18 protein-coding genes are annotated in these 23,252 nt (G+C 65.9%); 10 read left to right on the forward strand and 8 right to left on the reverse strand.

All coding sequences use genetic code 11. The features are described 5' to 3' along the window. Positions 1 to 98: 98 nt before the first annotated feature. From ngg to mnmC, 3 genes are all read right to left on the reverse strand, one after another. Entirely contained in the window at positions 99 to 1,844 is a 1,746-nt protein-coding gene (gene ngg / locus EJA05_RS07355; protein ID WP_125857799.1) for an N-acetylglutaminylglutamine synthetase, read from the reverse strand. A gap of 3 nt (positions 1,845 to 1,847) precedes the next feature. Next, a complete protein-coding gene (locus tag EJA05_RS07360) occupies positions 1,848 to 3,635 on the reverse strand; it encodes an N-acetylglutaminylglutamine amidotransferase (protein ID WP_125857800.1) in 1,788 nt (595 codons plus the stop codon). A 177-nt stretch (positions 3,636 to 3,812) separates the two neighbouring features. Beyond that, positions 3,813 to 5,783: a bifunctional tRNA (5-methylaminomethyl-2-thiouridine)(34)-methyltransferase MnmD/FAD-dependent 5-carboxymethylaminomethyl-2-thiouridine(34) oxidoreductase MnmC gene (mnmC, locus tag EJA05_RS07365; protein ID WP_125857801.1), complete on the reverse strand. Its 1,971-nt coding sequence runs from the start codon at positions 5,781 to 5,783 to the stop codon at positions 3,813 to 3,815. A 123-nt stretch (positions 5,784 to 5,906) separates the two neighbouring features. On the opposite strand from mnmC, the gene pap reads away from it, so the two are divergent. Continuing rightward, entirely contained in the window at positions 5,907 to 7,400 is a 1,494-nt protein-coding gene (pap, locus tag EJA05_RS07370) for a polyphosphate:AMP phosphotransferase (RefSeq protein ID WP_125463089.1), read from the forward strand. 213 nt (positions 7,401 to 7,613) lie between these two features. Next, complete coding sequence (locus EJA05_RS07375; RefSeq protein ID WP_125857802.1) at positions 7,614 to 8,576, forward strand: DMT family transporter; 963 nt, start codon at positions 7,614 to 7,616, stop codon at positions 8,574 to 8,576. A 103-nt stretch (positions 8,577 to 8,679) separates the two neighbouring features. On the opposite strand, the gene EJA05_RS07380 is transcribed toward EJA05_RS07375, so the two are convergent. Beyond that, entirely contained in the window at positions 8,680 to 10,074 is a 1,395-nt protein-coding gene (locus EJA05_RS07380; protein ID WP_125463091.1) for a class II fumarate hydratase, read from the reverse strand. A gap of 153 nt (positions 10,075 to 10,227) precedes the next feature. Between EJA05_RS07380 and EJA05_RS07385 the strand changes: the two genes are divergently transcribed. From EJA05_RS07385 to EJA05_RS07415, 7 genes are all read left to right on the forward strand, one after another. Next, a complete protein-coding gene (locus EJA05_RS07385) occupies positions 10,228 to 10,746 on the forward strand; it encodes a DUF2059 domain-containing protein (protein WP_110992507.1) in 519 nt (172 codons plus the stop codon). Between the two features lie 10 nt (positions 10,747 to 10,756). Beyond that, positions 10,757 to 11,053, forward strand: coding sequence for a BolA family protein (locus tag EJA05_RS07390; protein WP_125857803.1), 297 nt, complete (start codon positions 10,757 to 10,759; stop codon positions 11,051 to 11,053). 219 nt (positions 11,054 to 11,272) lie between these two features. Next, positions 11,273 to 12,205: an oxygen-dependent tRNA uridine(34) hydroxylase TrhO gene (gene trhO / locus EJA05_RS07395; protein ID WP_125857804.1), complete on the forward strand. Its 933-nt coding sequence runs from the start codon at positions 11,273 to 11,275 to the stop codon at positions 12,203 to 12,205. Positions 12,206 to 12,208: 3 nt separating this feature from the next. Then, positions 12,209 to 12,841: a DsbA family protein gene (locus EJA05_RS07400; RefSeq protein ID WP_125857805.1), complete on the forward strand. Its 633-nt coding sequence runs from the start codon at positions 12,209 to 12,211 to the stop codon at positions 12,839 to 12,841. Beyond that, positions 12,834 to 14,666 carry an ABC transporter ATP-binding protein gene (locus tag EJA05_RS07405; protein ID WP_125857806.1) on the forward strand — a complete coding sequence of 611 codons (1,833 nt, stop codon included), beginning with the start codon at positions 12,834 to 12,836 and terminating at the stop codon, positions 14,664 to 14,666. Before EJA05_RS07400 ends, EJA05_RS07405 begins: the two co-directional genes overlap by 8 nt. Before the next feature lie 161 nt (positions 14,667 to 14,827). Then, positions 14,828 to 17,284 (forward strand): EAL domain-containing protein, encoded by a 2,457-nt coding sequence (locus EJA05_RS07410; protein WP_125463096.1) that lies wholly within the window; start codon positions 14,828 to 14,830, stop codon positions 17,282 to 17,284. A gap of 38 nt (positions 17,285 to 17,322) precedes the next feature. Then, positions 17,323 to 18,108, forward strand: coding sequence for a TenA family transcriptional regulator (locus EJA05_RS07415; protein WP_110992513.1), 786 nt, complete (start codon positions 17,323 to 17,325; stop codon positions 18,106 to 18,108). Positions 18,109 to 18,228: 120 nt separating this feature from the next. Here EJA05_RS07415 and EJA05_RS07420 read toward each other — a convergent pair whose 3' ends face one another. From EJA05_RS07420 to EJA05_RS07435, 4 genes are all read right to left on the reverse strand, one after another. Next, positions 18,229 to 18,969, reverse strand: coding sequence for a YciK family oxidoreductase (locus EJA05_RS07420; RefSeq protein ID WP_110992514.1), 741 nt, complete (start codon positions 18,967 to 18,969; stop codon positions 18,229 to 18,231). Between the two features lie 114 nt (positions 18,970 to 19,083). Further along, complete coding sequence (mupP, locus tag EJA05_RS07425; protein WP_125857807.1) at positions 19,084 to 19,755, reverse strand: N-acetylmuramic acid 6-phosphate phosphatase MupP; 672 nt, start codon at positions 19,753 to 19,755, stop codon at positions 19,084 to 19,086. Between the two features lie 2 nt (positions 19,756 to 19,757). Continuing rightward, positions 19,758 to 20,456 (reverse strand): bifunctional 2-polyprenyl-6-hydroxyphenol methylase/3-demethylubiquinol 3-O-methyltransferase UbiG, encoded by a 699-nt coding sequence (ubiG, locus tag EJA05_RS07430; RefSeq protein ID WP_110992516.1) that lies wholly within the window; start codon positions 20,454 to 20,456, stop codon positions 19,758 to 19,760. Between the two features lie 64 nt (positions 20,457 to 20,520). Then, positions 20,521 to 21,846 (reverse strand): TRZ/ATZ family hydrolase, encoded by a 1,326-nt coding sequence (locus EJA05_RS07435; RefSeq protein WP_125857808.1) that lies wholly within the window; start codon positions 21,844 to 21,846, stop codon positions 20,521 to 20,523. Positions 21,847 to 21,957: 111 nt separating this feature from the next. Here EJA05_RS07435 and mtnA point away from each other — a divergent pair, with 111 nt between their 5' ends. Further along, positions 21,958 to 23,034, forward strand: a complete 1,077-nt coding sequence (mtnA, locus tag EJA05_RS07440) for an S-methyl-5-thioribose-1-phosphate isomerase (RefSeq protein WP_125857809.1) — start codon at positions 21,958 to 21,960, stop codon at positions 23,032 to 23,034. Positions 23,035 to 23,252 lie beyond the last annotated feature (218 nt).

Raw genomic sequence — 23,252 nt, forward strand, 5'->3', positions numbered from 1 at the left:
CGCTCCCACAGGGATTTCACTCTCCTTGAAGGCGGCGCTGCACCTGTGGGAGCGGCGGTGCGCCGATGCGATTTACCTGCGAAGAGGCCCTTGAAGGCTTACGCCGGCGCGCGGCTATGGGCGAACAGCAGATCGACAAAGCGCTCAGCCGTGGGCTGCGGTTCATGGTTGGCCAGCCCTGCGCGTTCATTGGCCTCGATGATCACGTAATCCGGCTGCTCGGCAGCACGCACCATGAAGTCGAGCCCCACCACCGGGATTTCCAGCGCCCGCGCAGCCCGCACAGCGGCATCGGCCAGCACCGGGTGCAGGCGTTCGGTCACGTCTTCCAACGTCCCCCCGGTATGCAGGTTGGCGGTGCGTCGCACGGCCAGGCGCTGGCCGGCCGGCAGTACATGGTCGTAGCCAACGCCCGCCGCCTTGAGCGTGCGTTCGGTCTCGTCATCGAGCGGGATGCGGCTCTCGCCGCCGGTGGCGGCCTGGCGCCGGCGGCTCTGGGCCTCGATCAGCGCGCGCAGGCTGTGCTTGCCGTCGCCGATCACCTGGGCCGGGTGGCGGATGGCCGCGGCCACCACCTCGTAGCCGATCACCAGGATGCGCAGGTCGCTGCCCGGGTGGTAGCTTTCCAGCAACACGCGGCTGTCGAAGCGCCGGGCTTGTTCCACCGCCTGGCCGACGTCGTCGATGCAGGTCAGGTTCACGGCCACGCCCTGGCCTTGCTCACCGTCCACCGGCTTGACCACCACCGCGCCATGCTCGTCGAGAAACGCCAGATTGTCGTCGGCGTTGCCCGCCAGTTGCTGCGCCGGCACCTGCAGGCCGGCGTCGTGCAGCACCTGGCGGGTCAGGCGCTTGTCCTGGCACAGGGTCATGCTCACGGCACTGGTCAGGTCGCTGAGCGACTCGCGGCAGCGGATGCGTCGGCCGCCCAGGCACAGGGTGAACAGCCCGGCGGCGGCATCGTCCACCTGCACCTCGATGCCGCGGCGCAACGCTTCATCGACGATGATCCGCGCATAGGGGTTGAGCCCGGCCTCGGGGCCGGGGCCCAGGAACAGCGGCTGGTTGATGCCGTTCCTGCGCTTGACCGCGAAGGTCGGCAGGTTACGAAACCCCAGCTTCTGGTACAGGCGCTTGGCCTGGCGGTTGTCGTGCAGCACCGACAGGTCGAGGCAGGCCAGCCCGCGGCTCATGAAGTGCTCGATCAGGTGGCGCACCAGCACCTCGCCGACGCCGGGGCGGGTGCAGTGTGGATCGACCGCCAGGCACCACAGGCTGCTGCCGTGTTCGGGGTCGTCGAAGGCCTTGTTGTGGTTCAGGCCCATGACGCTGCCGATCACCGCGTGGCTGTCTTCGTCCTCGGCCAGCCAGTACACCGGGCCACCGAGGTGGTGTGGGGTCAGCAGGTCGGGGTCCAGCGCCAGCATGCCGCGGGCCTGGTACAGCGCGTTGACCGCCTGCCAGTCCGCCGGGCTCTGCGCACGGCGAATGCGAAAGCCACGGAACACCCGCTGCGCCGGGCGGTAGTCGGTGAACCACAGGCGCAGGGTGTCGGACGGGTCGAGGAACAGCTGCTGCGGCGCCCGGGCCAGCACCTGCTGCGGCGCGGCCACGTACAGGGCGATGTCGCGCTCGCCGGCACGCTCTTGCAGCAGGGCGTCGGCCAGGCTGGCCGGGTCGGGGTAGGTGTGCCCGATCAGCAGGCGGCCCCAGCCACAGTGCACTGCGCGGGGTTGGTCGTGGGGTTCGCTGCCGTCACCGGCCAGGCGCGCCTGCAGGCGTTCGTAGGACGGCGCCTGGCCGCGCAACAGGCGCTGGCCGTAGGCGATTTCGTGGGCTTTCATCGATCAGATTCCTTGTTCGCTGAGCCACAGGTTCAGCGCTGCCAGCTGCCACAGCTTGGAGCCGCGCAGCGGGGTGAGCTGGCCATGGGGGTTGCCCAGCAGGCGGTCGAGCATCGCCGGGTTGAACAGGCCGCGGTCCTGGCTGGGGTCGGTCAGCAGCTCGCGCACCCAGCCCAGGGTCGCGCCCTCCAGGTGCTTGAGCCCGGGCACCGGGAAGTAGCCCTTCTTGCGGTCGATCACTTCGTGGGGGATGACCCGCCGTGCCGCCTGCTTGAGCACCTGCTTGCCGCCATCGGGCAGCTTGAAGCGCGCCGGGATGCGCGCCGACAGCTCGACCAGGCGGTAGTCGAGGAACGGGGTGCGCGCCTCCAGGCCCCAGGCCATGGTCATGTTGTCCACCCGTTTGACCGGGTCGTCGACCAGCATCACCGTGCTGTCCAGGCGCAGCGCCTTGTCCACCGCGTCCGGCGCACCAGGGCGGGCGAAGTGCTCGCGGACGAAGTCGCCAGCGGCGTCGTTGTCCAGCAGCCAGGGGGCCTGCACGGTGTCGCGGTATTCGCCGTGGCTGCGGTCGAAGAAGGCTTCGCGGTAGGCCGCGAACGGGTCCTGCGCGCCATCCACCTGCGGGTACCAGTGGTAGCCGGCGAACAGCTCGTCGGCGCCCTGGCCGCTCTGCACGCCCTTGCAGTGCCTGGCCACTTCCCGCGACAACAGATAGAAGGCGATGCAGTCATGGCTGACCATCGGCTCGCTCATGGCCCGGAACGCCGCCGGCAACTGCTCGATGATCTCGTGCTCGGCGATGCGCAACTGGTGGTGGCGGGTGCCGTAATGGCGGGCGATCAGGTCGGAGTACTGGAATTCGTCGCCGCGCTCGCCACCGGCATCCTCGAAACCGATGGAAAAGGTCGACAGATCGTCGACCCCGGCTTCACGCAGCAGGCCGACCAGCAGGCTCGAATCGACTCCGCCGGACAACAGCACGCCAACGTCCACCGCCGCGCGCTGGCGGATCGCCACGGCGTCGCGGGTGGCGTCGAGCACCCGGGTGGTCCAGGCCTCCAGGTCCAGTTCCTGCTCATCGGGGTTGGCCCCGTAGTGCAGTTGCCACCAAGTCTGACGCTCGACTTCGCCGTGGCGGTCGATGCGCATCCAGGTGCCGGGTTCGAGCTTCTGCACGTTGGCCAGCAGGGTGCGCGGCGCCGGCACCACGGCGTGGAAGTTGAGGTAGTGGTTGAGCGCCACCGGGTCGAGCACAGGGTCGATGTCGCCGCCCTTGAGCAGCGCCGGCAGCGTCGAGGCGAAGCGCAGGCGTTCGCCGTTGCGCGACAGGTACAGCGGCTTGACGCCGAGGCGGTCGCGGGCCAGGAACAGGCGCTGGTTGTCGCGTTCCCAGATGGCCAGGGCGAACATGCCGTTGAGCTTGGGCAACAGCGCTGCGCCCCAGGCGTGGTAGCCCTTGAGCAGCACCTCGGTGTCGCCATCGGAGTGGAAGCGGTAGCCCAGCGCCTGCAGTTCCTCGCGCAGTTCGGGGAAGTTGTAGATGGCGCCGTTGAAGGCCAGGGCCAGGCCGAGGGGGTTGTCGACCATCGGCTGCGCCGAGTTGTCGGACAGGTCCATGATCTTCAGCCGGCGGTGGCCGAGGGCGATCGGGCCCTGGCTATGGAAGCCCCAGGCGTCCGGGCCGCGGGGCGCCAGGTGGTGGGTGATGCGCTCCACGGCGGCGAGGTCCGCCGGGCGAGGGGCTTGGTCGAAGGGGGTGAAACGTAACTCTCCTGCTAATCCGCACATAAGTCCTTACCGGTTTTGCCGTTGGGGAAGGTGCCCAAAAATCGGGGCACTTAGGTAGGGACCGGGGTGGGTTGTGAGAGTTTTAGATCAATCTGTTATATGGCCTGGGTGGCCATCGCGGGGCAAGCCCGCTCCCACGCAACCACGTGGGAGCGGGCTTGCCCCGCGATGCTTTGGTCATTTACCGCGAATCAACCGGCGCAACGCGAACCGGTTCGGGTGGCAGGCCTCGGCCACTGCTCGGGGCACCGGCAACGGCTCACCACTGACCCACGCCGCAATCAGCTCCCCAGACAGCGGTGCGGTGATCAACCCACGCGAGCCATGCCCGCTGTTCACATACAGGCCCTCAAGCCACGGGCAGGCGATATCCGGCACCTGCCGCGCGTCCCTGGCCAGCAAGGCATAGGCCTCATTGAACGCCTCGGTGTCCGCCACCGGCCCGACGATGGGCAGGTAATCCGGGCTGGTGCAACGGAACGCCGCGCGACCTTGCAGTTGCTCGACAGCGAGCTTGCCGACGGCCAATCGCCCGGCCAGGTCAGTGGAAATCTCGTCCAGCAGCGCCAGGTTGCCCTTGTGCTCGGCGAGGGTGGGCGTGGTGTCCTGGCTGTGGAAGTCGAAGCTGGCGCCCAGGGTGTGCTCATCGCCTCGTGGCGGCGCCACATAGCCTTCGGCGCACACCACCGTTTGCAATGCCCGGCTGGCCTCGGTGGCCGGCAAGCGGGTGATCTGCCCGCGAATGCGCTTGAGCGGCAGCCCGGCGCAGGCCGGGAAGTTGCGTACCTCGGCGGCACCGGCCAGCACCACCAGTGGCGCGCTGGCCAGCAGGCGTTCGCCGTCCCAGGCCTGCCACAGGCCATCGGCCTTGCGCAGTTCGAGCACATTGGCGTGGCTCAGCAGGCGGATACGCGGATGGCCGAGTTGCGCCTGGCACAGCGCGGGCGGATGGACCCAGCCACCTTCGGGGTAGAACAGGCCGCCAGCGGGCAGGGCAACGCCGGCGACGGCCTGGGCCTGGTCGCGGTCCAGCACCTGCAGCAGGCTGCTGTCGAACGCAGCCGCCAGTTTCGCCTGACGCTCGGCCTCTTTGTCGTCGAAGGCCAGTTGCAATACCCCGCAGCCATCCCAGGCCTGGCCGCGTTGCAGGCGCTGCAGCCAGCGGCGGGTGTAGCCAAAGCCGGCAAGGATCATCTGCGACAGCGCCGTGCCATGGGCGGACAGCTTGAGGTACAGCACGCCTTGCGGGTTGCCCGAGGCTTCCTGCGCCGGGCCGTCGTGGCGTTCCAGCACGCTGACTTGCCAGCCGCGTGCGGCCAGGCTGGCGGCGGTGGCACTGCCGGCCAGGCCGGCGCCGATCACCAGGGCTTCGCGCGGGCCGGGTGGTGCGGCCGGGCGGGCGTACCAGGGGGCGGGCAGGGCCGCCGGTTCGGCGCTGTAGTGGCCATGCATCACTTCCCATTTCTTGCCCAGCCCCGGCACCTTCTTCATGGTGAAACCGGCCTCGACCAGCGACCGGCGAACCCAGCCGGTGGTGGTGAAGGTGCCGAGGGTGGTACCGGCGTGCGACAGGCGTGCCAGCTGGGCGAACAGCTCCGGGGTCCACATGTCCGGGTTTTTCGCCGGGGCGAAGCCGTCGAGGAACCAGGCATCGATGCGTGCGTCGAGCTGCGGCAACTGCTCCAGGGCATCGCCGATCATCAGCGTCAGGGTCACCCGGCCGCCATCGAGGCTGAACTGCTGGAAGCCTGGGTGAATGGCCACGTACTGCTCCAGCAGCGGGCCGGTGTACGCGGTGAACTGTGGCCACAGCTGCATGGCCCGCGCCAGGTCGTCACGGGTCAGCGGGTACTTCTCGACACTGACGAAATGCAGGCGGGCATCGGCATGGGCCAGCTCGTCGAACAGTTGCCAGGCACAGAAAAAATTCATGCCGGTGCCGAAGCCGGTCTCGCCGATCACCAGGCAGGCGTGTGGCGGCAGTTCGGCGAAGCGTTGACGCAGGCGGTTCTGCTCGATGAACACATGCACGGTTTCGTCGATGCCTTCTTCCCTGGAGAAATACACATCGTCGTATTGGCGCGAGTGGGGGCGGCCCTGGTCGTCCCAGTCGATCTGGGCATGCAGGGAGAGGGGTGAGTCAGACATGGTCGTATTAAGCCGCAAGTTGCAAGCTTCAAGCTGCAAGATAAAAGCGGATAGTCGCACGCGCCGCTTTTTCTTGCAGCTTGAAGCTTGTAGCTTGTAGCTGATCCATTGAAGGAGCCCAGCATGTTCGAATCCGCGGAAATCGGTCACAGCATCGACAAGGACACCTACGAGGCCGAAGTGCCCGCCCTGCGCGAGGCGTTGCTCGAAGCCCAGTACGACCTCAAGCAGCAGGGGCGTTTCCCGGTGATCGTGCTGATCAACGGCATCGAGGGCGCCGGCAAGGGCGAGACGGTCAAGCTGCTCAATGAGTGGATGGATCCGCGCCTGATCGAGGTGCGCACCTTCGACCAGCAGACTGACGAAGAGCTGGCCCGCCCGCCGGCCTGGCGCTACTGGCGGGCCCTGCCGCCGAAAGGGCGCATGGGCGTGTTCTTCGGCAACTGGTACAGCCAGATGCTCGAAGGTCGGGTGCATGGCCAGTTCAAGGACGCCGTGCTCGACCAGGCCATCGCCGGGGCCGAGCGCCTGGAGCAGATGCTGTGCGACGAAGGCGCGCTGATCATCAAGTTCTGGTTCCACCTGTCCAAGAAGCAGATGAAGGCGCGGCTCAAGGCGCTGAAGGACGACCCTCTGCACAACTGGCGCATCAGCCCGCTGGACTGGCAGCAATCGGAAACCTACGACCGCTTCGTGCGCTTTGGCGAGCGGGTGCTGCGCCGCACCAGCCGCGACTATGCGCCCTGGCATGTGGTCGAGGGCTTCGACCCGCATTACCGCAGCCTGGCGGTGGGGCGCATCCTGCTGGAAAGCCTGCAGGCTGCGCTGGCCAACAACCCCAAGGGCAAGCATCAGGGCAATGTGGCGCCGCTCGGGCGCGCCATCGACCAGAAGAGCCTGCTCGGGGCGTTGGACCTGACCTTGCGCCTGGACAAGCGCGACTACGAAGAACAGCTGGTCACCGAGCAGGCGCGCCTGGCCGGCTTGCTGCGCAACAAGCACATGCGCCGGCATGCGCTGGTGGCGGTGTTCGAAGGCAATGACGCCGCGGGCAAGGGCGGGGCGATCCGCCGGGTGGCGGCGGCGCTCGACCCGCGGCAGTACCGGATCGTGCCGGTGGCCGCGCCCACCGAGGAGGAGCGCGCCCAGCCTTACCTGTGGCGCTTCTGGCGGCACATTCCGGCGCGCGGCAAGTTCACCATCTTCGACCGCTCCTGGTACGGGCGGGTGCTGGTGGAGCGGGTCGAGGGCTTCTGCAGCCCGGCCGACTGGATGCGCGCCTATGGCGAGATCAACGACTTCGAGGAGCAACTGCGCAACGCCGGGGTGGTGGTGGTCAAGTTCTGGCTGTCCATCGACCAGCAGACCCAGCTTGAGCGTTTCGAGGAGCGCGAGCAGATCCCGTTCAAACGCTACAAGATCACCGAGGAAGACTGGCGCAACCGTGACAAGTGGGACCTCTACAGCGAAGCGGTGGGCGACATGGTCGACCGCACCAGCACCGAGATCGCGCCGTGGACGCTGGTGGAGGCCAATGACAAGCGCTGGGCGCGGGTGAAGGTGCTGCGCACCATCAATGAGGCGCTGGAAGCGGCGTTTGCCCGGCACAAGAAATGAATCAGCGGCAAGTGCCAGCTTTAAGTTTCAAGTAAAAGCGGCTCGGCGCAGGGCCGCAATTCTTGAAGCTTGTGGCTTGTAGCTTGCCGCTGGGGGGCAACCATGCCCCCCGGGAATGACCTGATGAATTCTTTTCCCGCAACCCGTCCTCGGCCCGGTGCCGCAACCCCTTAGAATCCAGTTACCCCCACCACGGGCCTGATCGAGGACACCATGCACATCACTTCCGGCCGTTGGGTTTTCGGCCTGCTGCTCGCCCTGTTGACCGCGCTGCTATGGGGCATCTTGCCAATCAAGCTCAAGCAGGTACTGCAAGTGATGGACCCGGTGACCGTCACCTGGTACCGCCTTGCGGTGTCCGGTGGGCTGCTGTTCGCCTGGCTGGCGGCCCGTCGACGCCTGCCGTCGTTCGGTCGGCTGGGCGGCAAGGGCAAACTGCTGATGCTGGTCGCCATCGGCGGGCTGCTGGGTAACTATGTGCTGTACCTGATCGGCCTGAAGCTGCTCAGCCCCGGTACCGCGCAGTTGGTGGTGCAACTGGGGCCGGTGTTGTTGCTGGTGGCCAGTGTGTTCGTGTTCAAGGAGCGCTTCAGCCTGGGGCAGGGCATTGGCCTGGTGGTGCTGTTGGCGGGCTTCGGGCTGTTCTTCAACCAGCGCCTGGAAGAATTGCTGACCTCGTTGGGTGCCTACACCACCGGGGTGTTGACCATCCTGTTGGCCACCAGCATCTGGGTGTTCTACGCCCTGAGCCAGAAGCAACTGCTGACGGTGTGGGGTTCGCAGCAGGTGATGATGGTGATGTACCTGGGCTGCGCCCTGCTGCTGACGCCTTGGGTGCACCCACTGGAGGCCCTGCAGTTGAGCCCATTGCAGGGTTGGTTGCTGCTGGCGTGTTGCCTCAACACGCTGGTGGCCTATGGCGCCTTCGCCGAAGCCCTGGCGCACTGGGAGGCCTCGCGGGTGAGCGCGACCTTGGCGTTGACGCCTTTGGTCACTTTCATTGCGGTGGCGATCGCGGCCTGGGCCTGGCCGGAATATGTGCATGCCGAGGATATCAATGTGCTGGGGTATCTCGGGGCGGTGACGGTGGTGCTGGGGTCGGCGCTGGTGGCGTTGGGGCCATCGCTGGTGGCGGGGTGGAAGGCGCGGCGGGCGCGGGCAGTGCAGGTTCACTGAGCATCGGTGCTGGCTTCATCGCCGGCAAGCCGGCTCCCACAGATTGGACGCGAAACCCTGTGGGAGCCGGCTTGCCGGCGATGAAGCCTGCGCGGCCAATCGATCAGCCCTTGCCGCCTGGCGCCAGCATGTTCTCCGGCCTTACCCACTGGTCGAACTGCTCGTTGGTCAGGTACTTCAACTCCAGTGCCGCCTCGCGCAGGGTCTTGCCTTCGCTGTAGGCCTTCTTGGCGATTTCCGCGGCCTTGTCATAACCGATGTGCGGGTTGAGCGCCGTCACCAGCATCAGCCCGCGCTCCAGGTGCTCGGCCATCTGCTCGGCGTCGGGCTCGATACCGGCCACGCAGTGCTGCTGGAAGTTGCTGCAGCCATCGGCCAGCAGCTCGATCGACTGCAGCAGGTTGTGGATGATCACCGGCTTGAAAACGTTCAGCTGCAGGTGACCCTGGCTTGCGGCAAAGCCGATTGCCGCGTCGTTGCCCAGCACCTGGCAGGCCAGCATCGACAGCGCCTCGCACTGGGTCGGGTTGACCTTGCCGGGCATGATCGAGCTGCCGGGCTCGTTGGCCGGCAGGCGGACTTCGGCCAGCCCCGCGCGCGGTCCGGAACCAAGCAGGCGCAGGTCGTTGGCAATCTTCATCAGCGCCACCGCCAGGGTTTTCAGCGCGCCGGCCAGGCTGGTCAGCGGCTCGTGGCCGGCGAGGGCGGCGAACTTGTTCGGTGCGGTGATGAAGGGCAGGCCGGAGAGTGCTGCCAGCTCGGCGGCGATGGCCTCGGCAAAACCATGCGGGGCGTTGAGCCCGGTGCCCACCGCCGTACCGCCCTGGGCCAGCTCGCAGACCGCCGGCAAGGTGGCGCGGATGGCGCGCTGGGCATAGTCGAGCTGGGCGACGAAGGCCGAGACTTCCTGGCCGAAAGTGATCGGTGTGGCGTCCATCATGTGCGTGCGGCCGGTCTTGACCAGCTTCTGGTGGCGCGCCGACAGCTCGGCCAGCCCGGATGACAGCTCGGCGATGGCCGGCAGCAGTTTGTGCTGCACGGCCTGGGCGGCGGCGATGTGCATGGCGGTGGGGAAGCAGTCGTTGGAGCTTTGCGAACGGTTGACGTGATCGTTGGGGTGGACCGGCACCTTGCCGCCACGACCTTTGCCGGCCAGCTCGTTGGCGCGCCCGGCGATCACCTCGTTGACGTTCATGTTGCTCTGGGTGCCGCTGCCGGTCTGCCAGACCACCAGCGGGAATTGATCGTCGTGCTCGCCGTCGAGCACTTCGTCGGCGGCCTGCTCGATCAGCCTGGCGATGTCGGCGGGCAGGTCGCCGTTGCGGTCGTTGACCCGCGCCGCGGCTTTCTTGACCAGCGCCAGGGCGTGCAGCACCGCGAGGGGCATGCGTTCCTTGCCTATGGCGAAGTTGATCAGCGAGCGCTGGGTCTGCGCGCCCCAGTAGGCGTGCTCCGGAACTTCCACCGGGCCCAGGCTGTCTGTCTCGATACGGCTCATGCTGCGCTCACTCCTTTGTAGTCCGAATTCGCAGTTTAGGCCCTGATTCGACCAAGCGGTTCCCACGCTCGTCGTAGCCCTTGAGCACTTCGCCATCACAGCGCAGAATGCTCTACTCTGAGGTACCCGCCTCCCTTTCTTGAAGGAAATGCAATGACCCGTCTCCGTGTCCTCTGTGCCGCCGTAGCCCTGGTCTGTGCCAGCGGCCAGGTACTCGCTGCCACCCCCAGCCACAATGCCGCCGCCGAGAAATTCCTGACCCTGGCCAACGCCGACAAGCTGGGCACCCCGGTGTACATGCAGGTCCAGCAGATGTTCGCCCAGCGCTTCGAGCAGACCAAGGCGCCGGCCTCCAAGAAAACCGTGCTCGACAGCTACCAGGCCAAGGCCAACGCCGCCCTGGACAACGCCATCGGCTGGAAGAAGCTCAAGCCGAAGATGGTCGACCTGTACACCGCCACCTTCACCGAGGGCGAGCTGAACGACCTGGTCAAGTTCTACGAGTCGCCGCTGGGCAAGAAAGTCCTGCGCGAAATGCCCAAGGTCACCCAGCAGTCGGCCCAGCTCACCCAGCAGAGCCTCGAGCCTGCGGTACCGGTGGTCAACAAGCTGCTCGACGACATGACCAAGGAACTCGACCCGAACGCCGGCAAGGCCCCGGCCAAGAAGTGAGCCCATCGCGATGAGCATGCAGCAACGCATCGAACAGCAACTGGCGCCGCTGGGCACCGCGCACCTTGAAGTGCTCAACGAAAGCCACATGCACAGCCGTGGCCAGGAGACGCACTACAAGGCGGTGCTGGTCAGCGAGCAGTTCGCCGGGCTGAACAGCGTCAAGCGTCACCAGAAGGTCTACGCCACCATGGCTGAGCTGATGGGCGAGATTCACGCCCTGGCCATTCACACCTACACCCCCGACGAGTGGGCGCAGGTGGGCAGTGCGCCGGCTTCGCCGGTGTGTGCGGGCGGCGGGCACTGAATCCTTTCCGTCGTTCTGGTACACTTCGCGACATTCCCTAGGGGGCCGCTGTGCGGCCCATCGCCGGCAAGCCGGCTCCCACAGGTACGGCGCCTCTCTTGAGGCATGCGCCCGACCTGTGGGAGCCGGCTTGCCGGCGATGGGCTGCGCAGCAGCCCCCTTGTTCTTGTAGACCCCGGTCCGCCCCTTACGAGGGCAACCACCTGGAGATTCAACGCAATGACCCAACCGATCGTCGTGGCGGCGCTGTACAAGTTCGTCACCCTGGAAGACTACCTCGAGCTGCGCGAGCCGCTGCTCAACGCCATGCTCGAAAACGGCGTCAAAGGCACCCTGCTGCTGGCCCATGAAGGCATCAACGGTACCGTGTCGGCCACCCGTGAAGGCATCGACGGGCTGCTGGCTTGGCTGCGCAACGACCCGCGCCTGGTGGACGTTGACCATAAAGAGTCGTACTGCGACGAGCAGCCGTTCTACCGCACCAAGGTCAAGCTCAAGAAAGAGATCGTCACCCTCGGCGTGCCGGGCGTGGACCCGAACAAGGCAGTGGGCACCTACGTCGAGCCGAAAGACTGGAACGCCCTGATCAGCGACCCTGAAGTGCTGCTGATCGACACCCGCAACGACTACGAAGTGGCCATCGGCACCTTCAAGGGCGCCATCGACCCGAAGACCGAGACCTTCCGCGAGTTCCCCGAATACATCAAGGCCAACTTCGACCCCAACAAGCACAAGAAGGTGGCCATGTTCTGCACCGGTGGCATCCGTTGCGAAAAAGCCTCGAGCTACATGCTCGGTGAGGGCTATGAAGCGGTCTATCATCTCAAGGGCGGCATCCTGAAATACTTCGAGGAAGTACCTCAGGAAGAAAGCCTGTGGGACGGCGACTGCTTCGTCTTCGACAACCGGGTCACCGTGCGTCATGACCTGAGTGAGGGCGAGTACGACCAGTGCCACGCTTGCCGCCACCCGGTCGATGCGAAGGACCGCGAGTCCGAGCACTATTCGCCAGGCGTGAGCTGCCCGCATTGCTGGGACAACCTGAGCGAGAAGACCCGGCGCAGCGCCATCGACCGCCAGAAGCAGATCGAGCTGGCCAAGGCGCGCAACCAGCCGCACCCGATCGGTTTCAACTACAAAGCCGAGGCCTGATGCATGTCCGCACGCCTGCTCTATGTGATGGACCCGATGTGCTCCTGGTGCTGGGGTTTCGCCCCGGTGGCCGAAGCGCTGATCGCCCAGGCGCGCGAGGCCGGTGTCAGCACCCGCCTGGTGCCGGGCGGGTTGCGTACCGGCGGCAGCGCCCTGGACGCCTCGACCCGCAAGTACATCCTCGAGCATTGGCAGGCGGTGCATGACGCCACCGGGCAACCGTTCCGTTTTGAAGACGCGATGCCGGACGGTTTCGTCTACGACACAGAGCCTGCCTGCCGCGCCCTGGTTGCGGCGCGTGAACTGGACGAGCAGCGCGCCTGGCATCTGCTCAAGCTGATCCAGGCGTCGTTCTACCAGCAGGGCGTGGATGTCACCCGCGCCCCGCAACTGGTCGAGCTGGCTGAGCAGGCCGGGTTCGATCGGGAGCTGTTCTCCCTGCGCTTCGCCAGCCACGACACCCGCACCGCCACCACGGCCGACTTCGCCTGGGTGCAGGACCTGGGCATCGCCGGCTTCCCCACGCTGTTGGCCGAGCGCAACGGCCAGTTGGCCTTGCTGACCAATGGCTACCAGCCGCTGGACAGCCTGAAACCCTTGCTCGGCCGTTGGCTGCAGCAGGCTGTTTGTGCTTGACCTGCCCGGGTCGCCAGACCCGGTGCCCGGGAAGCCCCCCGCTGTGCCCGATCGCTTGAGCTGGGCAGAAATCCGCCGCCTGGCCCTGCACCACAAAAAAGCCCTGTGGAGCGCCAACCTGGTGGCCGTGTTCGCCGCCCTGTGCAGTGTGCCGATCCCCTTGCTGCTGCCGTTGCTGGTGGACGAAGTATTGCTAGGGCATGGCGATGCCGCGCTCAAATGGATGAACCACCTGCTGCCCAGCAACTGGCAGGTGGCCGCCGGTTATATCGGCCTGATGCTCTGCGCCACGCTGACCCTGCGCCTGGCAGCGCTGGCCTTCAACGTGGTCCAGGCCAAGCTGTTCGCGGGCCTGGCCAAGGATATCGTCTACCGCCTGCGCATCCGCCTGATCGAGCGGCTCAAGCGTATCTCGCTGCAGGAGTATGAAAGCCTGGGCAGCGGCACGGTGACCACGCACCTGGTCACCGACCTGGATACCCTCGACAAGTTCGTCGGCGAAACCCTCAGCCGGTTCCTGGTGGCGGTGCTGACACTCACCGGCACGGCGGCGATCCTGATCTGGATGCACTGGCAGCTGGCGCTGCTGATCCTGCTGTTCAACCCGCTGGTGATCTACTTCACCGTGCAGTTGGGCAAACGCGTCAAGCACCTGAAAAAACTCGAGAACGACAGCACTGCACGCTTCACCCAGGCGTTGACCGAAACCCTCGATGCCATCCAGGAGATCCGCGCTGGCAACCGCCAGGGCTATTTCCTCGGCCGCCTTGGCCTGCGGGCCCGCGAGGTGCGCGACTACGCTGTCGCTTCGCAGTGGAAAAGCGATGCCAGTGGCCGCGCCAGCGGGCTCTTGTTCCAGTTCGGCATCGACATCTTCCGTGCCGCCGCCATGCTCACCGTGCTGTTCTCCGACCTGTCCATCGGCCAGATGCTGGCGGTGTTCAGCTACCTGTGGTTCATGATCGGCCCGGTGGAGCAACTGCTCAACCTGCAGTACGCCTACTACGCCGCAGGTGGCGCCCTGAGCCGGCTCAACGAGCTGCTGGCGCGCGCCGACGAGCCGCAGTACCCGGCGGCCAGCGACCCGTTTGCCGGGCGTGAAACGGTGGGTATCGAGGTGCGTGACCTGCGTTTTGCCTATGCCGAAGAACCGGTGCTGGACCAGTTGAACCTGTCCATCGCCCCGGGTGAGAAGGTGGCGATCGTCGGCGCCAGTGGTGGTGGCAAGAGCACCCTGGTGCAACTGTTGCTGGGGCTGTACAGCGCTCAGGCCGGGACCATCCGCTTTGGCGGTGCCAGCCTTCAGGAAATCGGCCTGGAGACCCTGCGCGAGCACGTCGCGGTGGTGCTGCAGCACCCATCGCTGTTCAACGACAGCGTGCGTGCCAACCTGACCATGGGCCGCGACTGCAGCGACGACGCCTGCTGGCAAGCGCTGCGCATCGCCCAGCTGGATGCCACCATCGCGGCACTCCCCCAGGGCCTGGACAGCGTGGTCGGTCGCTCCGGGGTGCGCCTCTCCGGCGGCCAGCGTCAGCGCCTGGCGATTGCGCGCATGGTGCTGGCCGAGCCCAAGGTGGTGATTCTCGACGAGGCCACCTCGGCGCTGGATGCCGCCACCGAGTACAACCTGCACCAGGCTCTGGCGCGTTTCCTCAGCGGGCGCACCACGCTGATCATCGCCCATCGACTATCGGCGGTGAAACAGGCCGACCGCGTGCTGGTGTTCGATGGCGGGCATGTGGCCGAGGATGGCGACCACCAGCAACTGATCGCCGAAGGTGGCTTGTACGCCAAGCTGTACGGGCATCTGCAACAGACCTGAAAAAACAGCCGCAAGTGGCAAGCCTCAAGCGGCAAGATAAACGCGTGCGCTTTTTCTTGTCGCTTGAGGCTTGTCGCTTGTCGCTGCTTCATGGCAAATGGCCTACGCTGTGCTGTGTCTAGGTCGATTCGTGCCTTATCTGCCGCCGTGACAGGGACTACATGAAGGGAAATCGGACTCTCGAAGCGCCAAGGCTGCTGGGCATCATCTGGCCTTTCGTTGCCGTTGTGGTCTTCCAGGTGCTGCTGGGCAGCCTCAGCCTCTATGCGTTGTCCTCGGTACGCGCCTACGTGGCGGGGGAAAGCCTGTGGTCCAAGGCGCAGAAAGACGCCATCTACTACCTGAGTCTGTACGCCGACGACCGGCATCCGCTGACCTACCAACGCTATCGTCAGGCCATTTTGGTGCCCCAGGGCGACCACAACCTGCGCCTGGCGCTCGACCGGCCGGAGCCAGACATCGAGGCCGCGCGCAAGGGCATCCTGCAGGGCGGCAACCACCCGGACGATGTCGCCCGGATCATCTGGTTCTACCGCAACTTTCGCAACATCAGCTACATGCAGACCGCCATCGATTACTGGGATATTGGCGACGACTACTTGCGCCAGCTCGATGTGCTGGCCGGCGAAATGCGCGAGGGCTTTGTCGGCGGTGCTGTCGACGCCGGCCAGGTGGCGCAATGGAAGGCCCGCATCGTCGCCATCAACGATGGCGTGACCCCGGCGGCCAAGGCCTTCAGCGATGCCCTGGGCGAGGGCTCGCGGGCGCTGCTCAAAGTGCTGATGCTCACCAACCTGATCACTGCGCTGTTCCTCATCGTCATGGCCTGGCTGCGCTCAAGCAAGCTGCTGGCCCAGCGCCAGGCGTTCGCCAGTGCCTTGCAGGAAGAGCGGGAGCGGGCGCAGGTAACCCTCGAATCGATCGGCGATGCGGTGATCACCACCGACGTCGATGGCTGTATCACCTTCATGAATCCCGCTGCCGAGCAGCTGACGCACTGGCAGGCCGCCCAGGCCGAGGGCCTGCCACTGGCGGCGTTGTTCAGCCTGCTCGACGAGAACGCCGAGAAGGACAGCCGGACCCTGGTCGAGCAGGTGCTCAGCGGCAGCCTCAAGGGCAGCGACGAACATGCCCGGTTGATCCAGCGCCTGGATGGCAGCACGGTGTCCATCAACCTGGTGGGTTCGCCGATACTCACCGACGGCCAGGTCAGCGGCATCGTCGTGGTGCTCCACGACATGACCCAGGAGCGTCAATACATCGCCAACCTGTCCTGGCAGGCGACCCATGACGCCCTCACCGGGCTGGCCAACCGCCGCGAGTTCGAGTATCGCCTGGAGCAGGCGCTCAACACCCTGATGCGTCAGGCGGGGCGCCACTCGCTGATGTTCCTCGACCTCGACCAGTTCAAGCTGGTCAACGACACCTCTGGCCATGCCGCCGGCGACGAGTTGCTGCGGCATATCTGCGCGGTGCTTCAGTCGGGCCTGCGCGAGGGTGACACCCTGGCGCGCCTGGGCGGCGACGAATTCGGCGTATTGCTGGAGAACTGCCCGCCGGAGCAGGCCGAGCGCATTGCCGAGCAGTTGCGCCAGGTGGTGCAAAGCCTGCATTTCGTGTGGAAGGGCCGGCCATTCGTCACCACCGTGAGTATTGGTCTGGTGCATATCGCCCAGGCGCCGAGCACCCTGGAGGCGTCGCTGCGGGCTGCCGACATGGCCTGCTACATGGCCAAGGAGAAAGGACGCAACCGGGTCCAGGTGTATCACGCCGACGACAGCGAGCTGTCCATGCGCTTTGGCGAGATGGCCTGGATCCAGCGCCTGCATGTGGCGCTGGAGGAGAACCGCTTCTGCCTGTACGCCCAGGAAATCGCCCCCCTGCAAGGGCAGGAAGGCCCCGGCCATATCGAGATCCTGCTGCGTCTGCACGATGAAAGTGGCCGCACCATCCTGCCCAACAGCTTCATCCCTGCGGCCGAGCGCTACGGGTTGATGACGGCCCTCGATCGCTGGGTGGTACGCAGTGTGTTCCAGGTGATCCGCCAATGCCTGGACGAGGGGCGCGAAGGGCCGTTGGCCCTGTGCGCGATCAACCTGTCGGGGGCGAGTATCGGTGATGACAACTTCCTCGAATACCTGCAACGGCTGTTTGGCGAGTTCGATATCCCGCCACGGCTCATCTGTTTTGAAATAACCGAGACCAGCGCAATTGCCAATCTTGGAAGCGCAATTCGATTCATCAATGAATTGAAAGGGCTGGGCTGCAAGTTCTCCCTCGATGACTTCTGCGCCGGGATGTCGTCATTCGCCTATTTGAAACATTTGCCGGTAGACTTCCTGAAGATCGACGGAAGTTTTGTCAAAGACATGCTCGACGATCCGATCAATCGGGCTATGGTTGAGGTGATCAATCACATCGGTCATGTGATGGGCAAGCGCACCATCGCCGAGTTCGTCGAGACGCCGTTGATCGAACAGGCTTTGCAGGAAATCGGCGTGGATTACGCCCAGGGTTATCTCATAGAGCGGCCGCAGGTGTTCACCTGCGACAGCCTGCAGCGCCAACGGATTGCCGCGAGACCCCTGTTGCACCGGGCGCCGGGGACCTTTCGCTGAATACAGCCCGGGAATCACAGGGAATCAAGGAGCTGACAGTGATTGATTCATTCATAAGGATCGGACCCTTGATGGATCCGGCCAGTTATCCGGATTGGGCCCAGCAACTGATCGAGGATTGCCGCGAAAGCAAGCGCAGGGTGGTCGAGCATGAGTTCTACCAGCGCCTGCGCGATGGTCAGCTGCGCCCGGCGACCGTGCGCCAGTACCTGATCGGCGGTTGGCCGGTGGTCGAGCAGTTCTCGTTGTACATGGCTCACAACCTTACCAAGACCCGCTACGGGCGCCACGCCGGTGAAGACATGGCGCGGCGCTGGCTGATGCGCAATATTCGCGTCGAACTGAACCATGCCGACTACTGGGTGCACTGGTGCCAGGCCCACGGTATTCACCTGCACGAGTTGCAGGCGCAGGAAGTGCCGCCAGAGCTCAACGGCCTCAACGACTGGTGCTGGCGGGTCTGCGCCACCGAGTCACTGGCCATCGCCATGGCCGCCACCAACTACGCCATCGAAGGTGCCACAGGCGAGTGGTCGGCGGTGGTCTGCGCGAATGATACTTACGCCCAAGGTTTCCCCGACGAAACCCGCAAGCGCGCGATGAAGTGGCTGAAGATGCACGCCCAGTATGATGATGCGCACCCGTGGGAAGCGCTGGAGATCATCTGCACCCTGGCGGGGGAGAACCCTACGCTGGGGCTGCGCACCGAACTGCGCCGGGCGATCTGCAAGAGCTACGACTGCATGTTCCTGTTCCTGGAGCGTTGCATGCAGCTGGAAGGGCGCCAGCAAGGGCGGCTGCGCCCGGCCTTGGCGGCGGGCTGAGGATCGTTGTTGGGTTTGCAGGCCTAATCGCCGGCAAGCCGGCTCCCACGGGATCGCATAAACCCTGTGGGAGCCGGCTTGCCGGCGAAAGGCCGCACCGCGGCCCCGGCAATCCAGGGTTTATTGCGCGTTCAGCGCTTGGCCGTTCACTTCCTTGCTATCTGGCCCCATCAGGTACAGATACACCGGCATGATCTCTTCGGGCAGCGGATTGTTCTGCGGATTCTCGCTCGGGTAGGCCTGTGCCCGCATCGCCGTGCGCGTGGCGCCCGGGTTGATGCTGTTGGCGCGTACCGGCGCCACACCTTCCAGCTCGTCGGCCAGGGTCTGCATCAGCCCTTCGGTGGCGAACTTCGACACGCCATAGGCGCCCCAGTAGGCCCGGCCCTTGCGCCCGACGCTGCTGGAGGTGAACACCACCGAGGCGTCGTCCGACAGCTTGAGCAGCGGCAGCAGGGTGCTGGTGAGCATGAAGGTGGCGTTGACGTTGATGTGCATCACCCGCATGAAGTTGTCGCCCGACAGCTGCTCCATCGGCGTGCGCGGGCCGATGATCGAGGCGTTGTTGAGCAGGCCGTCGAGGCGGCCGAACTGCTCCTCGATCATCACCGCCAGTTCGTCGTACTGGTGCGGCAGGGCGGTTTCCAGGTTGAACGGGATGACCGCTGGTTGCGGATGGCCGGCGGCTTCGATCTGGTCGTAGACCTCGTTGAGGTTGGCTTCGGTCTTGCCCAGCAGCAGGACCGTGGCGCCCAGGGCGGCATAGGCCTTGGCGGCGGCGGCGCCGATGCCGCGACCGGCGCCGGTGACCAGGATGATCCGGCCTTTGAGCAGGTCGGGGCGGGCGGTGTAGTCGAACATAGGTCTGTCCTTGGATATGAGCTGCAAGCTATAAGCGGCAAGCTACAAGAGAAAGCGGATCAGTGTTGGAGCGGCTCTTTCTTGAGGCTTGAAGCTTGACGCTGCGACTTGAAATCAGCGGCCGCACAGTGCGCTGTCGATCACCTTGCGCAGCTCCAGCGGGTGGTCCACCACCACGTCGGCGCCCCAGTTGTTGGGGTTGTCCTGTGGATGAATATAGCCATAGCGCACGGCGGCGGTGCGGGTGCCGGCATCGCGGCCAGACTCGATATCGCGCAGGTCGTCACCGACGAACAGCACGCTGGCCGGGTCCAGGTTCAGCGTCTTGCAGGCGAGGATCATCGGCTCCGGGTCGGGCTTGCTGCGCTTCACGTGCTCGGGGCAGATCAGCAGCGCCGAGCGCTCGGCCAGGCCCAGGCGCTGCATGATCGGCTCGGCGAAACGCACCGGCTTGTTGGTGACCACGCCCCACAGCAGGTTGCCGCGCTCGATGTCGGCCAAAAGCTCGGCCATGCCGTCGAACAGCTTGCTGTGCACCGCGCAGTCGCGCTGGTAGCGCTCGAGGAACTCCTGGCGCAGGGCCTCGAAGCCGTCGGCGTCCGGGTCCATGGCGAAGGTTGCGGCCACCATGGCGCGGGCGCCGCCGGAAATCTCGTCGCGGATGCGCGCGTCGTCGATGGCCGGCAGGCCGCGATCGGCAAGCATCGCCTGGCAGATGGCGATGAAGTCCGGCGCGGTGTCCAGCAGGGTGCCATCCATGTCGAAGAGTACTGCTCGCAGGCGCATGCTCATTCCTCGCGCAGGGTCTGGATCATGTAGTTGACGTCGACGTCGTTGTTCAGCTTGTAGTGCTTGGTCAGCGGGTTGTAGGTGAGGCCGATGATGTCCTTCACTTCCAGGCCGGCAGCGCGGCTCCAGGCGCCCAGTTCGGAGGGGCGGATGAACTTCTTGAAGTCGTGGGTGCCGCGCGGCAGCATCTTGAGGATGTACTCGGCGCCGACGATGGCCAGCAGGTAGGCCTTGGGGTTGCGGTTGATGGTCGAGAAGAACACCTGGCCGCCGGGCTTGACCATGCGGTAGCAGGCGCGGATCACCGAGGACGGGTCGGGCACGTGCTCGAGCATTTCAAGGCAGGTGACCACGTCGAACTGCTGGGGCATTTCCTCGGCCAGGGCCTCGGCGGTGATCTGCCGGTATTCGACTTCGACGCCGGACTCCAGCTGGTGCAACTGGGCCACCGCCAGCGGTGCCTCGCCCATGTCGATGCCGGTGACGGTGGCGCCGCGCTGGGCCATCGCTTCACTGAGGATGCCGCCGCCGCAGCCGACGTCGAGCACTTTCTTGCCGGCCAGGCTGACCCGCTCGTCGATCCAGTTGACGCGCAACGGGTTGATGTCGTGCAGGGGCTTGAACTCGCTTTCGCGGTCCCACCAGCGGTGGGCCAGGGCTTCGAACTTGGCGATTTCGGCGTGGTCGACGTTGCTCATCTGAACAGTCCTCTGAAACTTCGATAAAGAGTGTCACGGGGCGGCAGCCGTGGCTGCCAGCCAGTCATTCGTTGCGCCCGCCGATGCGGGCTCCCCAGGTGCGAGCCGTGGCGGCCAGGGCCTGCTCGTCCATCCGCGTCAGGCGGCGGTCCTGCACCAGGGGGTGGCCGGCGACCCAGACGTCCTTGACGCAGTCGCGGCCGGTGGCGTAGATCAGTTGCGAAACCGGGTCGTGCACGGGTTGCTGGGCCAGGCCGGACAGGTCGAACACGGCCAGGTCGGCGGCCTTGCCCGGCTCCAGTGAGCCGGTCACGTCCTCAAGGCCCAGCGCCCGGGCGCCATTGAGCGTGGCCATGCGCAGTGCCCGGTGGGCATCCAGGGCGGTGGCGCTGCCGGCGACGGCCTTGGCCAGCAGGGCGGCGGTGCGGGTTTCGCCGAGCAGGTCGAGGTCGTTGTTGCTGGCCGCGCCATCGGTACCGACGGCCACGTTCACGCCGGCCTGCCACAGGCGCTCCACCGGGCAGAAGCCGCTGGCCAGCTTGAGGTTGGATTCCGGGCAGTGGACCACGCTGGTGTTGCTTTCTACCAGCAGCGCCAAGTCTTCGTCGCTGACCTGGGTCATGTGCACCGCCTGCAGGTTGGGGCCGAGCAGGCCCAGGCGAGCAAGGCGCGCCAGCGGGCGCTCGCCGGTGTCGTTGAGCGCCTGCTCGACTTCACTGGCGGTCTCGTGGATGTGCATGTGCAGCGGCGCGTCGAGCTGGTCGGCGATGATGCGGATCTTTTCCAGGTTCTGGTCACTGACCGTGTAGGGCGCGTGCGGGCCGAGGGCGATGCTGATGCGCGGGTGGTGGCGCAGGTCGCCGAACAGCTCGATGGCCAGCTGCAGGCCTTCTTCCGGGGTGCGTGCGCCAGGGATCGGGAAGTCCAGCAGGGGCACGGCGATCTGTGCGCGGATGCCACTGCGGTGCACGCGGTCACAGGCTTCGCGGGGGAAGAAATACATGTCGGCGAAGCAGGTGATGCCGCCCTTGAGCTGCTCGGCGATGGCCAGGTCGGTGCCGTCGCGCACGAATGCTTCGTCGACCCAGCGCCCCTCCGCCGGCCAGATGTGCTCCTGGAGCCAGGTCATCAACGGCAGGTCGTCGGCCAGCCCGCGGAACAGGCTCATGGCGGCATGGCCGTGGGCATTGACCAGCCCGGGGCTGAGCAGGCAGTCGGGCAGCTCGCGCACCTCGTTTGCCCGGGGTGCCCGCTCGCGCGGGCCGAGCCAGGCGATCAGGCCGTCGCGAATGCCCAGCGCGTGCCCCGTCAGCACCACCCCCGCCGGCTCCACGGGCACCAGCCATTGCGGTACGAGCAGCAGGTCGAGAGGGGGAGTGGCGGTGGGCATGCGCGGCATATACCTGGGTCGGTTCGGCGAAACGCGCAGTATACCCGAGCGTCCGGGGCTGAGGGTCGCTATAATCGCCGGCTTTTGATGCCAGGGCGACGGGGAGAGGCGATGCGCGAGCAACTTTTGGCGGCGGAGACGGTGACGGGCATCCAGTGGCGCGACGGCGCGTTGCACCTGCTCGACCAGCGCCTGCTGCCGCTCGAGCAGCATTGGCTGACCTGCACCGACGTTGCGGCGGTGGTCGAGGCGATCGGCGACATGGCCGTGCGCGGCGCTTCGGCAATCGGCATCTGCGCCGCCTACGGGCTGGTGCTGGCGTTGCGTCAGCGGCTGGCGGAAGGCGACGGCTGGGAAGAGGCCCTGGAAGAAGACTTCATGATGCTGGGCGAGGCACGCCCCACGCCGGCCAACCTGTTCTGGGCGCTCAACCGAATGCGCGAACGCCTGCAGCGCCTTCGCCCCGATGAGGACGTGCTGGCGGCGTTGGAGGCCGAGGCGGTCGCCATCCATGAAAGCGATCGGGAGGCCAACCTGACCATGGCCCAGTTCGGTGTCGAGCAGATCCGCAAGCACCAGGGCAGCGAGCAGGTGCTGCTGACCCATGGCAATGCCGGGGCGCTGGCCAGCGGTGGTTTCGGTACCGCGCTGGGGGTGATCCGGGGTGCGGCGCTGGAAGGCATGGTCGAGCGGGTCTACGCCTGTGAATCGCGCCCGTGGTTGCAGGGCTCGCGCCTGACGGCCTGGGAGTTGGCTGCCGATGGCGTGCCGGTGACTGTGGTCGCCGATTCTGCCGCCGGGCACCTGATGAAGGTCAAGGGCATTACCTGGGTGGTGGTCGGTGCCGACTGTATCGCCGCCAATGGCGACGTGGCGGCGAAGATCGGCACCTATCAGATGGCAGTCACGGCGATGCACCATGGCTTGCGCTTCATGGTGGTGGCGCCGAGCACCAGCATCGACCTGAACCTGGCCACGGGCGAAGACATCCCGCTGGAAGTGCGCGGTGAAGAGGAGCTGCTGGAGGTGGAAGGCATCCAGGTGACGGCCGATGTCGAGGCCTACAACCCGGTGGTGGATGTCACCCCGGCCGACCTGATCGATGTGATCGTTACCGAAAGGGGTGTCGTCGAGCGCCCGGACACCGCGAAAATCGCCCAGTTGATGTGCCGCAAACGCCTGCATTGAGGGGTTTTCAGCAGCTTCGCCCTCTCCAAACGGATGGGGCTGTTGCGGGGCACGGCGGCATCCTGCCATATCTCCCATGCGCCCAGCCTTTGTGGTAACATCCGGCAGTTTCCAAGGCCGCTCGTTGAAGCGGCCTTCATTGCGCAGATCCATGGTACAACTCATTGATTTGTCGTATGTCGTCGCACCCCTATGCGCTGCGGCGGCGAGCTTCGTTC

Origin of the sequence: Pseudomonas oryziphila (assembly GCF_003940825.1) — a bacterium.
In the GTDB taxonomy this organism is placed as follows: domain Bacteria; phylum Pseudomonadota; class Gammaproteobacteria; order Pseudomonadales; family Pseudomonadaceae; genus Aquipseudomonas; species Aquipseudomonas sichuanensis.